Annotated in this window: 17 protein-coding genes; 11 read left to right on the top strand and 6 right to left on the bottom strand. The window is 73.4% G+C overall.

What is annotated here, in order from left to right:
• Positions 1-57 precede the first annotated feature (57 nt).
• On the bottom strand, positions 58-666 hold the full coding sequence (locus WFH25_RS09640; RefSeq protein ID WP_336697521.1) for a DUF3800 domain-containing protein: 609 nt from the start codon (positions 664-666) through the stop codon (positions 58-60).
• 18 nt (positions 667-684) lie between these two features.
• Between WFH25_RS09640 and WFH25_RS09635 the strand changes: the two genes are divergently transcribed.
• Genes WFH25_RS09635 through WFH25_RS09625 form a run of 3 tightly spaced genes read left to right on the top strand, consistent with a single transcriptional unit; the run spans position 685 to position 2,619 of the window.
• On the top strand, positions 685-1,101 hold the full coding sequence (locus tag WFH25_RS09635) for a VOC family protein (protein ID WP_336697520.1): 417 nt from the start codon (positions 685-687) through the stop codon (positions 1,099-1,101).
• 52 nt (positions 1,102-1,153) lie between these two features.
• Positions 1,154-1,771, top strand: a complete 618-nt coding sequence (locus WFH25_RS09630) for a DNA-3-methyladenine glycosylase I (RefSeq protein WP_336697519.1) — start codon at positions 1,154-1,156, stop codon at positions 1,769-1,771.
• A 38-nt stretch (positions 1,772-1,809) separates the two neighbouring features.
• Positions 1,810-2,619: a DJ-1/PfpI family protein gene (locus tag WFH25_RS09625; RefSeq protein ID WP_336697518.1), complete on the top strand. Its 810-nt coding sequence runs from the start codon at positions 1,810-1,812 to the stop codon at positions 2,617-2,619.
• Position 2,620: 1 nt separating this feature from the next.
• On the opposite strand, the gene WFH25_RS09620 is transcribed toward WFH25_RS09625, so the two are convergent.
• Together WFH25_RS09620 and WFH25_RS09615 are read right to left on the bottom strand one after the other, a co-directional pair.
• Positions 2,621-3,091 (bottom strand): GNAT family N-acetyltransferase, encoded by a 471-nt coding sequence (locus WFH25_RS09620; protein ID WP_083413920.1) that lies wholly within the window; start codon positions 3,089-3,091, stop codon positions 2,621-2,623.
• Positions 3,088-3,849 carry a LysR family transcriptional regulator substrate-binding protein gene (locus WFH25_RS09615; RefSeq protein ID WP_181015095.1) on the bottom strand — a complete coding sequence of 254 codons (762 nt, stop codon included), beginning with the start codon at positions 3,847-3,849 and terminating at the stop codon, positions 3,088-3,090. Before WFH25_RS09615 ends, WFH25_RS09620 begins: the two co-directional genes overlap by 4 nt.
• 33 nt (positions 3,850-3,882) lie before the next feature.
• Here WFH25_RS09615 and WFH25_RS09610 point away from each other — a divergent pair, with 33 nt between their 5' ends.
• Together WFH25_RS09610 and WFH25_RS09605 are read left to right on the top strand one after the other, a co-directional pair.
• Positions 3,883-4,272, top strand: coding sequence for a DUF5997 family protein (locus WFH25_RS09610; protein WP_070418322.1), 390 nt, complete (start codon positions 3,883-3,885; stop codon positions 4,270-4,272).
• A gap of 37 nt (positions 4,273-4,309) precedes the next feature.
• Entirely contained in the window at positions 4,310-4,816 is a 507-nt protein-coding gene (locus WFH25_RS09605; RefSeq protein ID WP_071296394.1) for a hypothetical protein, read from the top strand.
• On the opposite strand, the gene WFH25_RS09600 is transcribed toward WFH25_RS09605, so the two are convergent.
• Entirely contained in the window at positions 4,817-5,227 is a 411-nt protein-coding gene (locus WFH25_RS09600) for a phage holin family protein (RefSeq protein WP_336697517.1), read from the bottom strand.
• Between the two features lie 316 nt (positions 5,228-5,543).
• Positions 5,544-7,019, bottom strand: a complete 1,476-nt coding sequence (locus tag WFH25_RS09595; RefSeq protein ID WP_336697516.1) for an MFS transporter — start codon at positions 7,017-7,019, stop codon at positions 5,544-5,546.
• Between the two features lie 110 nt (positions 7,020-7,129).
• On the opposite strand from WFH25_RS09595, the gene WFH25_RS09590 reads away from it, so the two are divergent.
• Complete coding sequence (locus WFH25_RS09590) at positions 7,130-7,696, top strand: TetR/AcrR family transcriptional regulator (RefSeq protein WP_071296392.1); 567 nt, start codon at positions 7,130-7,132, stop codon at positions 7,694-7,696.
• A gap of 9 nt (positions 7,697-7,705) precedes the next feature.
• Positions 7,706-8,233: an Lrp/AsnC family transcriptional regulator gene (locus WFH25_RS09585; protein WP_336697515.1), complete on the top strand. Its 528-nt coding sequence runs from the start codon at positions 7,706-7,708 to the stop codon at positions 8,231-8,233.
• Between the two features lies 1 nt (position 8,234).
• Here WFH25_RS09585 and WFH25_RS09580 read toward each other — a convergent pair whose 3' ends face one another.
• A complete protein-coding gene (locus WFH25_RS09580) occupies positions 8,235-8,666 on the bottom strand; it encodes a GNAT family N-acetyltransferase (protein WP_070418328.1) in 432 nt (143 codons plus the stop codon).
• Positions 8,667-8,777: 111 nt separating this feature from the next.
• Here WFH25_RS09580 and WFH25_RS09575 point away from each other — a divergent pair, with 111 nt between their 5' ends.
• The 4 genes from WFH25_RS09575 to WFH25_RS09560 all read left to right on the top strand — a co-directional run bounded on the left by WFH25_RS09575 (position 8,778) and on the right by WFH25_RS09560 (position 15,913).
• Positions 8,778-10,112, top strand: a complete 1,335-nt coding sequence (locus WFH25_RS09575) for a hypothetical protein (protein WP_336697514.1) — start codon at positions 8,778-8,780, stop codon at positions 10,110-10,112.
• Positions 10,113-10,202: 90 nt separating this feature from the next.
• Complete coding sequence (locus WFH25_RS09570) at positions 10,203-11,999, top strand: beta strand repeat-containing protein (protein ID WP_336697513.1); 1,797 nt, start codon at positions 10,203-10,205, stop codon at positions 11,997-11,999.
• A gap of 180 nt (positions 12,000-12,179) precedes the next feature.
• Positions 12,180-13,493: an alpha/beta hydrolase gene (locus WFH25_RS09565; protein WP_336697512.1), complete on the top strand. Its 1,314-nt coding sequence runs from the start codon at positions 12,180-12,182 to the stop codon at positions 13,491-13,493.
• Positions 13,490-15,913 carry a bifunctional lysylphosphatidylglycerol flippase/synthetase MprF gene (locus WFH25_RS09560; RefSeq protein ID WP_336697511.1) on the top strand — a complete coding sequence of 808 codons (2,424 nt, stop codon included), beginning with the start codon at positions 13,490-13,492 and terminating at the stop codon, positions 15,911-15,913. The genes WFH25_RS09565 and WFH25_RS09560 overlap by 4 nt, the downstream gene beginning before the upstream one ends.
• Positions 15,914-16,003: the final 90 nt, after the last annotated feature.

Here is a 16,003-nt window from a genome sequence, read left to right as displayed (position 1 = left end):
GCCCCGGAGCATCCTGCAGCCAGCGCGGGACCGGGGTTTTGCGCTGTCCGGCTGCGTTCACGGCACGCGGACGACCGATCCGTCGAACTCGTGGTCGAGCGCGGCGACGTGTGCGCCGCACGCCAGGTCGGCCAGCGCGACCAGCGGCTCGTCGTCCGGGCGCACGTGCTCGTGGCGGACCGAGCGCCCGACCCCTCGATGTCGGAGCGCATCGAACATCGATCGGTCTGCGTCGTCGTGGGCCCGTCCGCGGGACTCGATGACGATCTCCCCGACGCCGCGTTGTTCGAGTTCCCACACCAGGCGTTCGAGACAGTGGCGCCGTCGGCGTTCGACGCGCGCGGCCGCCCCGTCGTAGCGGACGACGACGACCGCGACCGCGCGACGCAGGAGTTCGAGCCACGAGATCCGCTGCGCGTGCAGCGCTTCGTACCAGTGCAGCTTCCGCATCCGACGGGGCGTCGCGGCTCGGATCCCGGCGCGGACGTCGTCGCGCTCCCGGTCGTGCACGACGACCGCGGCCATCACGTACGCGGTGTGGTCGCGACCGCCGCCGGGTTCGGACTCGTCGACGTACGCGCGGTGCATCGAGCCAGTACATTGCGTACCGGTTGCTTCGCCGATGAAACGGTTGCGCTCCGTCCCCGCGCGCGCCAGGTTGAGCACGACGAAAGGATCCTCCCCATGGACACGATGGTCTTCATCAACCTGCCCGTCGCCGACCTCGAGCGCTCGAAGGCGTTCTACGAGGCCCTCGGCTACTCGATCAACCCGGCGTTCAGCGACGACACCGCGGCGTGCGTCGTGGTGAGCGACACGATCTACGTCATGGTGCTCACCCACGCCAAGTTCGCGGAGTTCACCACGAAGACCATCGCCGACGCCGACACGATCGAGGTCATCAACTCGCTCAGCGCCGACTCCAAGGACGAGGTGCACCGGATCGTCGACGCAGCGGTCGCCGCCGGTGGCTCCGAGGACCGCCCCGAGATCGACCTCGGGTTCATGTACCAGCGGAGCTTCGTCGACCCCGACGGGCACCGCTGGGAGTACGTGTGGATGGACCCGCAGGCAGCGCAGGACGGTCCGCCCGCCGAGTGAGCGACGACGGGTGTCGGCGGCGGGTGTCGGCGGCGACGGCCAGGATGGTGCCATGAGCTCCGAGCCCGTCGCCGCTGCCCCGTCCGACCTCGTCGTGGGTGACGACGGCCTCGCCCGGCCCGTGTGGGCATCGAGTGACGAGCTGTTGCGCGACTACTACGACACCGAGTGGGGCATGCCCGTGCGCGACGAGCGCGGAGTGTTCGAACGCCTGTCGCTCGAGGCGTTCCAGTCCGGGCTGTCGTGGCGGACGATCCTCGCGAAGCGTCCGGCGTTCCGGGCAGCGTTCGCGGACTTCGACGCCGACACGGTCCAGGCGTTCGGCGAGGACGACGTCGCACGGCTCATGGCCGACGCCGGCATCGTGCGGAACCGGGCGAAGATCCTCGCGACGATCACCAACGCGAACGCCACGATCGCCCTGCGCGAGGACGGCGGACTGGCCGACTTCGTGTGGTCGTTCCGGCCGGCGACGACGCCCGAGCCGCTCACGTACGCCGATGTCCCGACGAAGTCGGACGAGTCCGTCGCACTGTCGAAGGCGCTCCGGAAGCGGGGCTTCGCCTTCGTCGGGCCGACGACGATGTACGCGCTGATGGAGGCGCTCGGCATCGTCGACACGCACCTCGTCGGCAGCCACCGCCGGGGGACCTCCGGCGTCTGGAGCTGATCCCGCCGGTGCCGACGGTGCAGGGCTAGGGTCGCGGCATGAGCTCCGAGAACCCGCGCGTCCGGCCCGTCCACCCGGTCGAGGTCGAGGTGGTGGAGGTGCCCCTCGACGCCGAGGTGCCGACGCCCGAGCCGTCCGACGACCCCGGTGCCGGCACCCCCGAGCACGACCCGGCCGAGATCCGGATCGCGTTCCTGTTGTTCCCCGGCCTGACGCAGCTCGACCTGACCGGGCCGGCGCAGGTGCTGTGCCGCGTCCCGGGAGCCCGCGTCGAGTACGTCGCGGCGACGCTCGACCCGGTACCGAGCGACTGCGGGCTGTCGCTCGTACCGACCACGACCATCGGTGATGCCAGCCCGGCCGACGTGCTCGTCGTCCCCGGCGGCGACGGCGCCTTCGACGCGATGCTCGACCCCGCGGTGGTCGCGTTCGTCCGGCGCGAGGCCGAGCGCGCCACGTGGGTGACCTCGGTGTGCACCGGCGCGTTCGTCATCGGCGCGGCGGGGTTGCTCGCCGGCAAGCGCGCGACGACGCACTGGGCGTCGAAGCCGATGCTCGCGGCGTTCGGCGCGCAGCCGGTCGACGACCGAGTCGTGGACGACGGGGCCGTCGTCACCGCGGCCGGGGTGAGCGCCGGCATCGACATGGCGCTCTGGCTCGCGGCCGAGCTGGCCGGGCAGCCTGCAGCCGAGGCGATCCAGCTCCAGATCGAGTACGACCCGCAGCCCCCGTTCGACGCGGGTTCGGCGGTCCGGGCGGACACACGGATCGTGACCGAGGCGCGCGCCGCAGCGGAAGCGGCACGTGGTGACCGGGTGGCGCGGGCGGCCGCGGCCGTGATGCGCTGAGTCAGTCGAGCGGGAGCTGCATCTGCGTCGCGGTGACGCCGTAGCCGAGTCGCTCGTAGAGGTCCTGCGCGCCCGTGTTGTACCCGAACACGTTCAGGCCGATGGTCCGGGCGCCGTTCGCGCGGGCGACCTCGTGCGCCTGCTCGAGTGCTCGGCGGGCGTGCCCCCTGCGTCGGTGCGGCTCGTCGATCTCGACGTCGAACACCCACCAGTCGGTGCTGCCCGGTGCGAACGGGCCGATCCAGAGGTACCCGACCACGGCGTCGGCGTCGTCGAGGACGTCCCAGACGAAGTGCTCGGGCAGCGGGGTGCCGTCGGGGAACCACTTGTCGAGGGACTGCTGCTTGTTCGCCTCGGCGCGCTCCCGCGTCTCGCCCGCCCGGATGCGTGACTCGACGTACTCCGCCATGGTTCGGTCGAGCCACCCGGGCAGTCGCTCGGCCGGCATCGCGACGAGGTGCGTGTCCGTCACCGGTTGCCCTTCGACCCGCGCTTCGGCTTGCCCTTCATGCCGCGCTGCACACGCCCGCGACCGGTCGAGTTCTTCCCGCCGCCGCTCTTGCCACCGGTGCCCTTGGTGGCGCCGCGCTTGGCGACCGTCTTCGCGTTCGACGGTGCGGCCTTGCCGCCGCCCTTCGCCGGACGCGACCCGTCCTTCGGGTCGGGAGCCGCGCCTCCTGGCTGGTCCTGGTCACCCCGCGAACTGTTCGCGGTGCGCCCGCGGACCACGCCGATGAACTCCTCGGTGGTCTCGGTGGCGTCCTCGGAACGCCAGACGAGCACGATCCGGGTGCCGGGCGAGCCCGCGAGCGTGCGGCTGACGAGCTCCTTGCGGCTCGCGGCACGGAAGAGGGACTGGGGGAGGACGGCCACGCCGACGTTCGCCTCGACCAGGTCGAGCGTGGCGTCGACGTCCTCCGGGACCGGGCCGGGGTCGACGACGTGCACGTCGGTCGCGGCGAGGTCGACCTCGGCGAGGTCCGCGAGCGGGGAGTCCTTCGGCATCGCGACGACGGCGGTCTCGGTCCAGAGCGGGATGGCGTTGTGCGCGTCGGAGACGGGGACCCGGGCGAACACCATGTCGGCCTCGCCGGCGAGTGCGTCGTCGACCTCGTCCGCTCCGATCGGGCGGAGTCGGAGCTCGGTCGTGGGGAAGCGCTCGCGCCAGACGCGGGCCCACTTCGCGGGGGACACCCCCGGCACGAAGGCGATGGTGAGTGCCGCGGTCATGCAACCGAGCATAGGGGCCGTACCCTTGTGTCCATGGCGCAGGAACAGACCATGAAGCCCGAGACGGCCGCGAAGAAGCTCGGCATCCTGCTGGCGGCTGCCCCGGAGACCTTCCGGGACGCGCCGATCAGCCGGACCGCGTTCGACGAACTCCGCACGGAACCCCCGACCTGGCTCGAGGACCTCCGTCGCGACGGACCGCACCCGCGACCCGTCGTGGCGCAGAAGCTCGGCGTGTCGATCTCGGGGCTGACCCGTGCGGGCATCGACGAACCGCTCACCACGGCGGAGATCAAGACGCTGCTCGAGCAGAAGCCCGAGTGGCTCGTCCGCGAGCGCGCGACGCAGGCCGCGGTGCACGCCGAGAACGCCCGCGTGAAGCAGGAGCGTGCCGCGAAGGCCGCTGGCCGCACCGAGGACTGACCCCGACCCGCACCACCCCGCCGCCCGAGGACACCCCGTGCACGAGACCGTCGCCGACGCCATGCTCGTCGTGCCGCAGTTCGCGTCGGTGTGCTGCATCGTGGGGGACCGGTACCGGCCTCGCCCGGGCGTGATCGTCCCCGCGGCGGTGATGCTCGTCGCGATGCTCATGCCCGTCGTGCACGCCGGAGCGGTGTGGACGCTCCTCGCCGCCACCGTGCTCCTGCTCCTCGCGCCGCTGCCCGTCATGCGGCGGCGCCGCGCCGACGGCCGCCGTGCCGAGCCGATGGACGTCCACCGGGCGCTGTCCGCGGTCGTGATGTCCGGGATGCTCCTGATGGGGCACGCCACGGGCATCGCCGACGGACACGCGGGCCACGGCATCGCCCTGACCGCGGTGCTCGGCGCCGGAGTGATCGGCTACGCCGCGTTCAGCGGGTGGCTGCTCCGCCACGAGTGGGCGCGCGAGGACCGGCGTGCCGTCCGGAGCGGCGAGGTCTTCGCGATGACGGTCGCCGTCGTCGGCATGACACTCGCGATGTAGTCAGCGGTTCGCCACGCGCTCCTGCACCTCGTGGATCGTGTCGGACGGCACCGGCGGCACACCCCGACGGATGCCGGCGATGCCGACGGCCGCGAGGACCGCGGTGACGACGCCGAACACGACGAGCGTGATGCCGGTCGCGGCCCAGAGCGGGAGCACGAGCGCGAGCAGCACCACCACGAACCCGGCGAGCAGGACGAGGGTCGTCAGCGCGAACGCCACCGCGACACCGGTGAGGACGAGGCCCGTCTTCGCGCCGCTGACGCGGTCGCCGATCTCGCGTCGTGCCGATGCGACCTCGTCACGGACGGCGCGGAGCACGGGCTCGAGCGCCTTCTGCACGAGCCCGGCGGTGACGGTGTCACGGAAGGACGGCTTGCCGGTCGTGGTGTCGTCGTGGTCGGTGCTCATGGTGTCTCCTGTTCCTCGGGCGCGGTCGTCCGCACCCACCAGGGTGACGCGTCGGGGACGGGAGTCGTCACGTGTCCGACGCGCATGCTCGGCGGGTTCCCAGGACCGGCGGTGACGAGCAGGTTCCGTCCGGCGCGTGACCGTTCTGGTTCGCGGATGCCGGGGATCGCGAACCGGAACGGTCACGCGCCGAGAAGAACACGGGTTTCGGTGCGTCCGCCGCGCGCGGGAGCGAGTCACGGACTGGAGGCCCGGCTCGCGTCGTCGACGCTGGCCGGGCCTCCGGAGACGGTCGGGTCTCGACCGCCGTCGTGCGCTAGGACGCGATCTCGTCCAGGTCGTCGATCCCGCGTGCGGCGGCAGCGGCCCGCCGCGCGCGCATCGACGGCGCCGCGACGGCGGCCAGGACCGCGAGGACGGCCACGCCCGTGCACGCCCAGAACCCGATCGTGAACGCGTCGTCGGTCGGCAGCCCCTGCGCGGTGGTGTGCGACGTGATCAGTGCCGCGATGACCGCGGTGCCGACGCTGGAGCCGATCGTGCGGACGACGGTGTTGGCGCTGATGGCCTCGCCGGTCTGGTTCGCGGGGACGCTCTCGATGATCGCGTTCGAGCACGCGGCGAGGGCGAGGCCGATGCCGATGCCCGTCAGGACGCCGGACACGACGACCTCGGCGATCGCGGCGTGCGAGATCGCGGGGATGAGGAACGCGGCGACGATGGCGACCCCACCGAGCAGCATCGGCGGCTTCGGGCCGACCTTGCGGACCAGGATGCCGGCGATCGGCCCGGCGATGATCATCATGACGACGGTCGGGAGCAGGAAGAGCCCTGCTTCGGTCACGTCCTTGCCGAACCCGTACCCGACGGCGGTCGGGAGCTGGAGGAGCGTCGGGACGAGGACGAACGTGCCGAACATCGCGAAACCGAAGACGAGCGCGACCACGTGGGCCGTCCAGACGCCGCGGACCGCGAACAGCCGGACGTCGATGAGCGGTTCGGCGACGCGGAGCTCGACGAGCACGAAGGCGACGAGTGCGACCGCGCCGAGGATCAGCAGACCGACGGTCTTGCCGTCGCCCCAGCCCCAGGTCTCGCCCTCGCTGATCGCCAGCAGGATCGCGACCAGGGAGACCGCGAGCACACCGGTGCCGAGCATGTCCAGGCGACCGGGCTTCCGGACCGGGGACTCGGGCATGCCGAAGACCGCGCCGAGCAGAGCGATGACGACGAGCACGGCGGGGAGCCAGAACAGCCAGTGCCACGAGAAGTGTTCGACGATCGGGCCCGCGGCGACGATCCCGACGCCCGCGCCGATGCCGAAGATCGCCGACAGCAGGCCGATCGTGACGCTGACCTTCTCCTTCGGGAGCTCGTCGCGCACGATGCCGATCGACAGCGGCATCACGGCACCGGCGGCACCCTGGAGCGCGCGACCGACGATCAGCGTGCCGAGGTTCGGCGCGAGGGCGGCGAGGACGGCGCCGACGAGGAGGATCGACAGGACGACGATGAGCACCTTGCGCTTGCCGACCATGTCCCCGAGCCGGCCGAGGATCGGCGTGAGCACCGACGCCGACAGCAGGTACGCCGTGAGCACCCAGCTCGTCGCGCTCGTGGAGGCGCCGAGGTCCTGTCCGATGGTCGACAGCGCCGGTGCGACGAGCGACTGCAGGACGGCGAAGGACAGGCCGCCGAGCGACAGGTAGACGATGATCGCCGTGCTGTTCGGCCGGCGCGCACCGGTGGTGGGGTGGGACCCGGTCCGCGGGGTCTCCATGGTCTCGGTCATCGTGCTCCGTACGCTCGGATGTAAACAGTTGCTGACTTGACGAGGGTACGCGGTTCCGGGCTGATGTCAACACTTGCTTACATCAGTCCCCGAACCGCTACGCTCGGAGCATGAGCAAGGACGCCGAGGCAACCCGCCGACTCCTCGTGCAGGCCGCGCGACGTCGGTTCGCCTTCGACGGCTACCGGGCCACCACCGTGCGCGACATCGCCGCGGACGCCGGCGTGAACGTCGCCCTGATCAACCGGTACTTCGTGTCGAAGGAGGGGCTCTTCCGGGAGTGTCTCGACCGCGTCGCCCGCGACCTCGGCGCCGAGGAGCGGCCCGTGCCGGACCTCGAGCGGTCCCTCGCCGGCATGATCGAGCACGCCGTCCGGTCCCCGACCGACGACGACTCGCTCCAGCTCATGCTGCTGCTGCGCTCCTCGGGAGACGACGGCGCGGACGCCATCCGCCGCGAGACACTGCGCCGCTACGCCGAACGACTCGCCGGGGCCGTCCACGACGAGGTCACCGACGACCTGCTCCTCCGCGCCGAGATCGCCCTGGCGGTGGTGCTCGGCATGACGATGCTCCGGACGTCCACGAAGGTGGAGCCGCTCGCGTCGGCCGACCACCAGGCGGTCTCGGACGCGCTCACCGGGGTCCTGCGGCAGCTCCTCGCCGGGCCGCGGTAGCGTCGAGCCGTGTCCGATCGCCACGTCCGTCGCCCCGATCCCGCGCCGCGCCTCGACGAGGTCGACGAGCGGATCCTCTGGACCCTCGCCGCCGATGCCCGGATCCCGAACAACCGCCTCGCCGCTGCGGTCGGCATCGCCCCGTCGACGTGCCTGACGCGCGTCCGCGCACTCGAGGACGCCGGGGTCATCCGTGGCTACCGGGCCGACGTGGACGTCGCGCGGCTCGGCTTCGCGATCGAGGCGATGGTCTCGGTCCGGGTGCACGCCGCAGCACGCCATGAGCTCCGCGACTTTGCGAAGCGGCTGCTCCGGGTGCCCGTCGTGCAGGACGTGTCGTTCCTGGCCGGCGACAAGGACTTCCTCGTGCACATCGCGTGCACGTCCACCGAGCAGCTCCGCGACTTCGTGGCCGACGAGCTCAGCGGCGATCCCTCGGTGGCGACGACGCAGACGAACATCGTGTTCGAACGGCTCGTCGCCGACCGTGCAGAGCAGGGGCGGTCGTTCGACGAGCTCCGGCGCTGGCGGGCCTGACTCAGCGCGTGCGGGTCATCGGGAGGTGGGGGATCCCGTCCTCGTTGAAGTCCTCGCCCGAGCGCACGAACCCGAACCGGGCGTACCACTGCTCGAGGTGCGCCTGGGCGTCGATCGCGATGCGCGGGGAGCGTGCCTCGGCGATCGCGGCCTCCATCAGCAGCGACGACAGCCCCTGCCCCCTGGCGGCCTTCGCCGTGGCGACGCGGCCGATGCGCTCGGTGCCGTCGTCCTCGCGGAGGAGCCGGAGCGTGGCGTCGACCGAGCCCTGCCCCGCCCAGAACTGCAGCGTGCCGGGCTCGAGGTCGCGCCCGTCGATGTCCGGGTAGGCGGCTGCCTGCTCGACCACGAACACGTCCTGCCGGAGTCGCAGGATCTCGTGCAGGGTGACGACGTCCAGGTTGCGCGTCGGGGCGTTGAAGATCGAGACCAAGGCCGGCCTTTCCTGACGATTTCTTCCGAAACAGGGTGCGTTCCGGAACGGTGCGGCGTACATTGCCGGACAACCACTCTACGTGCGCAGCCGAGATCAGGAGGTGAGCGCATGGACCAGCCGTTGCGCGCACCCTGGCGCGCGATGATCCGGTACGTCGTGTTCGGCGTCGGCATCGCCGCTGCCCTCGTGCTGCTCTCGTTGGTGCTCGGCGCTCGTCCGGCCGCGGCGGCCCCCGCGCCCGCCCAGCAGACGCTGCAGACCCACCCGTCGCAGGAGCGCGGGCTGGTCGGCGGGGTCGTCGACGGCCTCGGCGACACCGTCCAGGGCGTCGCCGGTGGGGTCGGGCACGTCGTCGACGGCGTCGTCGCCCCGGTCCGGAAAGCCGTCGCCCCCGCCGCCCCGGCAGCCCCGGCCGCGCCCGCACCGAGCGCCCCGGCAGCGCACTCGGCACCAGCGGCCCCGGCGGCGCCGGCCCCCGCGGCTCCGGCACCGACCCGCCCGTCGAGCGCCGCTCCGGCCCACACGCAGCCGTCGAGCGCCGCTCCGGCACCGTCCACACCGGCACACGCCGCGCCCGCCCCGGCTGCACCCGCAGCACCGGCAGCGCAGCCCGCGGCGGCACCCGCAGCGACCAGCGCGACCCCCGCAGCACCGCAGGCCGGACCGGCGGAGGCGAGCAGCGCCTCCAGGCCCGTCACCGGCACGGTCGCGACCGTCCTCCGTCCCGTCAGCGGAGCCGTCCAGACCCTCACCGACGCTCGCCCCGTGACCACCGTCGTGCACTCGCTCGACCAAGTGGTCGGCGGCCTCCCGGTCGTCGGCACGGTCCTCGGCGACGACACCCTCGGCACCGTGACCGACCCGGTCAGCGGGCTGGTGGACGACACCCTCGGCGGCGTCGGCACGGTCGTCGGATCGGTGCCGGACGTGCTCACCGGCCTGCCGCCGACGGTCGGCGGCGTCCTGCCAGGAGGCACGGATCCCGTCGTCGGCCTCCCCACCGCTCCGGTGGGCGGCACGTCCACGGCCCCGGTCGCGTCGACACCGTCGCTCACGTCCCCGGGCGCTGCCAGCGCTGTCGCGCCGGCAACCGTGGCGCCGGGGAGCGCTGCCGAGTGGACGGACGCCGTCGCCACCGAGCGGGCCTCCGTGCTCGCCGGAGGTGGGAGCGCCGCCGCTGCACCGGGCGTGCAGGACGCGACGTTCGGCGGCCGGGCACTCCTCGTCCCCGAGGGCCACGGCGTCACGTTCGGTGGCCCCGCGGACGGTTCCGCCACCGGTGCCCTCGGCGGCAGCGCTGCCGGTTCCGCCGGGTCGGCAGCAGCCGTCGGCATCGTCGGTTCCGACGACCAGGTCTCCCTCGCCGCGGGGTCACGCGGCACCATCGCCGACGACGCCGTTCCCGCGTCGATCGTCGGCGAGCACGACGTCGCCCCTGACTGAGATCGGTGCGCCTGTCCGACACGGCAGGCACGCACCACCGACCGCCATCGCGGTCGGTCCACATCTCATCTCGATCAGGGAGCAACGATCATGAACAAGTACGTCTCGAGAGGGCTCTGGTTCGCCCTCTTCGTCGGCGGTCTCACGCTCGGGGGTGCGGTCGCGGCGAACGCGGCGACGACCTCCGGAGCGGACGGCACCGCCTCGGGCACACAGGTGGCGCCGTCGATCGACGCGCCGGTGTCCGCGACCGGCAACGCACTCGGGGTCCTCGGCGACGCGGTGTCGTCGGTCACCCGTCCCGCAGCGCCCGCGGCCCCGGCCGCACCGTCGTCCTCGGCTCCGGCCGCGACACCGTCCACGTCGGGTGCCGACGGCATCGCCTCGGGGACGCAGGTCGTGCCGGACGTAGCGGCACCCGTGCAGGTCTCGGGCAACGCGATCGCGGTCGGTGGCGACGCTGCCGCGGCATCCGCTCCGGCTGCTCCGGCGGCCCCTGCTGCTGCGCCCGCTGCGGCGCCGACGACCTCCGGGTCGGACGGCATCGCCTCGGGGACCCAGGTCGCCGGTGCGGTGACCGCGCCGGTGTCCGCCACGGGCAACGCGGTGGCGGTCGGCGGCGACGCCGTGTCCGCTGCCGCCACTCCTGCCGCGACGGCGCCCGCTGCCTCGACGCCCGCTGCTCCGGCGGCGGCGCCGACGACCTCGGGGTCGGACGGCGTGGCCTCGGGCACGCAGGTCGCGCCCGTGGTGTCGGTGCCGGTGACGGTGTCGGGCAACGGCATCGGGCTGCTCGGTGACGGTGCCAGTTCGGGGTCGAAAGCCCCGGCGACCGGCACCACGACGCCGGCCGCGGGTGGTTCGACCTCGGGGTCGGACGGCACGGGCTCGGGCACGCAGGTCGTGCCCGTGGTGTCCGTCCCGGTGACGGTGTCGGGCAACGGCATCGGGCTGCTCGGTGACGGTGCCAGCTCGGGGTCGACGGCCGCGGCGACCGGCGCCACGACGCCGGCCGCGGGTGGTTCGACCTCCGGGTCGGACGGCACGGCCTCGGGCACGCAGGTGTCCCCGGTGGTGTCGGTTCCGGTGACGGTGTCGGGCAACGGCATCGGGCTGCTCGGTGACGGCACCTCGGCGGGGGCAGCTGCCCCGGCGACGGGCACCACGACGCCGGCCGCGGGTGGTTCGACCTCCGGGTCGGACGGCACGGCCTCGGGCACGCAGGTGTCCCCGGTGGTGTCGGTTCCGGTGACGATCGGTGGGAACGGCATCGGCCTCGTCGGTGACGGCACGAGCACGGGTTCCACCGCCCCGGCGACCGGGACCACGACGCCCACCACGGGCGGATCCACCTCGGGTGACGGGGGACTGCTCTCGGGCAGCCAGATCACACCCGTGATCAGCCTCCCGATCACCATCGGCGGCAACGGGATCGGCATCGTCGGCGACGGCACCAGCTCGACGACGACGCCCGGAGGCGGCAGCACTCCCGGCGACGGCACGGACCCGGGCGACGGCACGGACCCGGGCGACGGCACCACCCCCGGCGACGGTACGGACCCCGGTGACGGCACCACCCCTGGTGACGGCACCGACCCCGGCGACGGGAACGGCGCTGGCGACGGCACCACGCCCGTCTCGGTGACCACCCCGGCCACCGGGGCCGGCGCGGCCGTGGCGACCAGCGCCTCCCGGCCCGCGACGGTCGTCGCGACGACCGCCGGTGCCTCGACGGTCGTCCAGGCCGCCGTCCGCACGGTGGCTGCGTCGAGCAGCCAGCCGGCCCTCGCCTACACGGGAGCGTCCTCGCCGGTCGTCCCTGCCGGCATCGCCCTGCTGCTGCTCCTCGCGGGAGCCGGGACCCTGGTGCTGCGCAAGCGGCACTGACGTCCGACGGGCTCGAGGGGCACCGCGCCGCGGTGCCCCTCGCACCCGTGCCCGCCGTCCGCCGTCCGCCTTCCGCTGGATGAACGCCAAAGGCTCTCTGGGAGCCGACCATGGTGAACCTGTGCGGAGCAGAAGCGCCTCCGAGGCCGCCCGGCAGCAGGGCAGCGCCACGATGAGAGCGTGCTCCACGACCTCCTGCGCATCCCCATCACGGGCTCGACCGTCCTCGTACCGGTCGACGTGCTCGCCGCCGTCCTCGTCGTGTGGGCGCTCCTCGCCCGGCCGCGGTCGCTCGGCCGCGTGCTCGTCCGGATCGCCGCCCTCGGCGTCGGTGCGGTCGCCGGGCTGGCGCTCGTCTGGTGGTTCGGCGACGTCCAGGACGCGTTCGGTGTCGCGTTCACCTCGGTGACCCGGATGTGGGTCGCCCTGGCGTGCGCCGGGATCCTGCTGCTGGTCGTGCTGCTCGTGCAGGGCGGCTGGACGGGTCGGGTGGTCGCCGGGGCCGCTGCCGCGAGCCTGCTGCTCGCAGCGGGACTCGGCATCAACGTCGACTTCGGCTTCTACAAGAACGTCGAACAGGCCATCGCCACGAACCCCTACAAGACGCGCACCCTGGCGGAGCGGGACCCCTCGGTCGAGCGGCTCGTCGACCTGCACGACTGGCACGCCCCGGCGGACATGCCGAAGAAGGGGGAGACGTTCAGCGTGACGATCCCCGGCACGATCTCGCACTTCCACGCCCGGAAGGCCGTGGTGTGGCTCCCGCCGGCTGCGCAGGTCCGGAACGCCCCGGCGCTGCCCGTGCTCGTCGCACTCTCCGGGCAACCCGGCGAGCCGGCCGACCTCTTCCAGACCGGCGACATCGGCCACTACCTTGACCGGTATGCAGCAGCGCACGACGGCCTCGCCCCGATCGTCGTCGCCCCGGACCAGCTCGGCGCCCCGAACCGCAACCCGATGTGCGTGGACTCCCGGCGGCTCGGGCGCAGCGAGACCTACGTCATGACGGACACCGTCGACTGGATCCGGAAGCACCTCGCGGTCGCCACGGCACCGACGGGCTGGGGCGTGCTCGGCTTCTCCGAGGGGGCCACCTGCGCGATGCAGTTCTCGTCCGCCCACCCCGACGTCTTCGGGTCCGCGCTGGCGATCTCGAGCGAGATCGCCCCGAAGAACGGCAGCCTGCAGCACACCATCGCCGTCGGCTTCGGCGGTTCCCGCTCGGCCTACGACGCCGCGACGCCGGTCGCCGAGATGCGCGCACACGGCCGGTACGCCGACCACCTCGTCGTGTTCGGGGTGGGCGGGGACGACGCCCCGTACAAGGCGTCCACCGCCACGCTCCGTGCGGCGGCCGAGCGTGAGGGCATCGCCACGCAGCTGGTCGTCTCCCCGGGGTCGGCGCACGACTGGAACACCGTCCGCTACGTGCTCGCACACGGCCTCCCACCGGTGCTCGACCACCTCGGGCTCCCCGCGAGCGGACCGCTGTGAGCGGCGTCGCATCGGCAGTGGCGACGGTCCGCCGGGTCGTCGTCACCCGCCCGGTCACCACGGCGATCGTCCTGCTCGTGCTGGCGACCTCGACGCTCGCGTTCGTGCTCCGGCTGGAACACGGAGCGCACGCGACCGTGTTCGGTCCGTTCCGGGTCTTCGCGGCGTCGACCGGTGTGCTCGCCCTGCTGCTGACGCTCGCCGGGGTGGTCGTGCTCGTCGGGGCGTCGGAGCGGCTCATGGGGTCCTGGCGCACGGCGCTGGCGTTCGTGGTCACGACCGTCGTCGGCACGGGCATCGCCGCGTTCGCCGTGCTCGTCGACCTCGACGGCAAGGGCGCCGTGCCGATGGTGATCGGCCGGGCGACGAGCTTCGACCCCTGGACCGCGATCGTCGGCACGGTCGTCACCGCCAGCGCCTTCGCGGGGACGCTGTGGCGGCGGCGGATCCGGGTGAACGCCCTCGCCGTGGTCGCCGCCCTCCTGCTCTACGCCGGGCACGTCTCCGACCTGTCCGCCGTCCTCGCCGCGGCCGCCGGGTGGCTGCTCGGCGAACTCCTGCGCCGCACGCCGAAGCGGCAGGGCTGGGTGCGCAGCTCGCACCGCGAGATCCGGGTGCTGCTCGGCACCGCGGTGCTGGTGTCCGCCGTCGGCCCCGTCATCGCGCTGGTCTCCCGCGCGCGGGTGGGGCTGCTCGCACCGATCGCCGCGGTCGTCGGCGCCGGCCCCGTCACCCCGGTGCGGGGCTGCCGTGCGGACGCGGTCGCGGGGGAGTGCCTCCGCGGGCTCCTGTCCTTCCGTGCGACCGACCCGTGGACCCTCGTGCTCGCCGTCGCGCCCCTGCTCGTGCTCGTCGTCGGCGGACTCGGGCTCTTCCGCGGCAGTCGCTTCGCGGTGTGGCTCGTGGTCGTCGTCGACACGGTGACGGCGATCGCCGCCGCGATCACCTACGGCCTCGTCCCGGGGCGCGTCGTCGCGCAGCACGGCCTCGAGGACCAGTTCGTCACCGACGTGTCCATCGTCGCGTCGATCGTCGTCCCGCTCGGGACCGCGGTCGTCCTCGTCGTGCTGCGGCGGTCCTTCACGGTGCTCACCAGCCGGCGCCGCGTCGTCGCCTTCGCGGTCACCGTCGGTGCGGCCGCGGTCGGCATCGTCGTCGTGGTGCTGGTCGTCGCCGCGTCCTCGGCACACCACGTCGAGGACCCCCTGCGGCTGGCGCTCGCCGCCCTCGGCCCGCTCGCACCGGTGAGCTTCTGGGACCGGCTCCCGTCGCTCGACCACGCGCTCCGGCTCGTGCTCGGGCTGAGCGGACCGGTGCTCTGGCTGGTCGTGGCGATCGCCGCCGTCCGGCCGACCGGGGCCGTCGAACCCGACACCGACGCGGACGCTGCACACGCCGACCGCGAGCGCGCCCGCGCCCTGCTCGTCGCCGGTGGCGGGGACGCGTTCGGCTGGATGACGACCTGGCAGGGCAACGCCTACTGGTTCGCCGAGGACGGTCGCGCCGGCGTCGCCTTCCGCCGCAACGGCCGCGTCGCGGTGACGGTCGGCGGGCCCTTCGGCTGGCCCGACGCCCGCACGGCGGCGATGACCGCGTTCGCCCGGTGGTGCGACGACAGCGGCTGGACGGCGGTCTTCTACGGCATCGGTGCGGAGACCGCCGGGGTGCTCACCGCGCAGGGCTGGGCGACGCTCCCGGTGGCCGAGGACGCCGACTTCGACCCCCGGACGTGGACGACGAGCGGGAAGAAGAAGCAGGACGTCCGGACCTCGGTGAACAAGGCGGCGCGCGAGGGCCTCACCGCGACCTGGTCGAGCTGGCAGCAGCTGCCCGCGTCCACCACCCGGCAGATCGAGGCGATCTCCGAGGAGTGGGTCGCCGAGCGCGAGCTGCCCGAGATGGGGTTCACCCTGGGCGGGGTCGACGAGATGCGCGACCCCGCGGTGCGCACCCTCGTCGCGCAGGACCCCGAGGGCACGGTGCTCGCGGTCACCAGCTGGTTGCCGGGGTACCGGGACGGCCGGGTCGTCGCCTGGACGCTCGACGTCATGCGACGCACACCCGCGGCACCGAACGGCGTGATGGAGTTCCTCGTCGCGAGTGCGGCCGACCGGATGCGCGAGGACGGCGTCGAGCGACTCAGCCTGTCCGCGGCCCCGCTCGCGCAGGCCACCGAGGGCCCGCAGGCGAACGACGGCGTGCAGAGCCTGCTGGACCTGGTCGGCGGGGTCCTCGAGCCGGTGTACGGGTTCCGGTCGCTGCTGCGGTTCAAGCAGAAGTTCGGCCCCGAGCTGCACCCGCTGGTGCTCGCCTACCCGGACCCGGTCGCGCTACCGGCGATCGGGATCGCGGTGGTGCGCGCGTACCTGCCGGACCTGTCGCTCCGGCAGGCGGTGGCGTTGGCGCGCGGGCGCGGCTGAGCAGACGGACCGACGGACGGTTCGGGAGGCGCGGCACACGTCCGCCCCGCGGCCAGCGGGACCGGGTGGCGGACGTGGGTCGCGGGGTCG

This window comes from Curtobacterium sp. USHLN213 (genome assembly GCF_037144815.1).
Taxonomy (GTDB): domain Bacteria; phylum Actinomycetota; class Actinomycetes; order Actinomycetales; family Microbacteriaceae; genus Curtobacterium.
The sequence above is the reverse complement of the archived record's forward strand: the minus strand, read 5'-3'. Positions and strand labels throughout refer to the sequence as shown.

Bases quoted from the DNA above. Each gene is read 5' to 3' on its own strand.
- WFH25_RS09595 (WP_336697516.1), bottom strand. From the start codon at position 7,019: ATGACCGAGACCATGGAGACCCCGCGGACCGGGTCCCACCCCACCACC.
- WFH25_RS09570 (WP_336697513.1), top strand. From the start codon at position 10,203: ATGAACAAGTACGTCTCGAGAGGGCTCTGGTTCGCCCTCTTCGTCGGC.
- WFH25_RS09600 (WP_336697517.1), bottom strand. From the start codon at position 5,227: ATGAGCACCGACCACGACGACACCACGACCGGCAAGCCGTCCTTCCGT.
- WFH25_RS09615 (WP_181015095.1), bottom strand. From the start codon at position 3,849: ATGACCGCGGCACTCACCATCGCCTTCGTGCCGGGGGTGTCCCCCGCG.
- WFH25_RS09610 (WP_070418322.1), top strand. From the start codon at position 3,883: ATGGCGCAGGAACAGACCATGAAGCCCGAGACGGCCGCGAAGAAGCTC.
- WFH25_RS09635 (WP_336697520.1), top strand. From the start codon at position 685: ATGGACACGATGGTCTTCATCAACCTGCCCGTCGCCGACCTCGAGCGC.
- WFH25_RS09575 (WP_336697514.1), top strand. From the start codon at position 8,778: ATGGACCAGCCGTTGCGCGCACCCTGGCGCGCGATGATCCGGTACGTC.
- WFH25_RS09590 (WP_071296392.1), top strand. From the start codon at position 7,130: ATGAGCAAGGACGCCGAGGCAACCCGCCGACTCCTCGTGCAGGCCGCG.
- WFH25_RS09630 (WP_336697519.1), top strand. From the start codon at position 1,154: ATGAGCTCCGAGCCCGTCGCCGCTGCCCCGTCCGACCTCGTCGTGGGT.
- WFH25_RS09625 (WP_336697518.1), top strand. From the start codon at position 1,810: ATGAGCTCCGAGAACCCGCGCGTCCGGCCCGTCCACCCGGTCGAGGTC.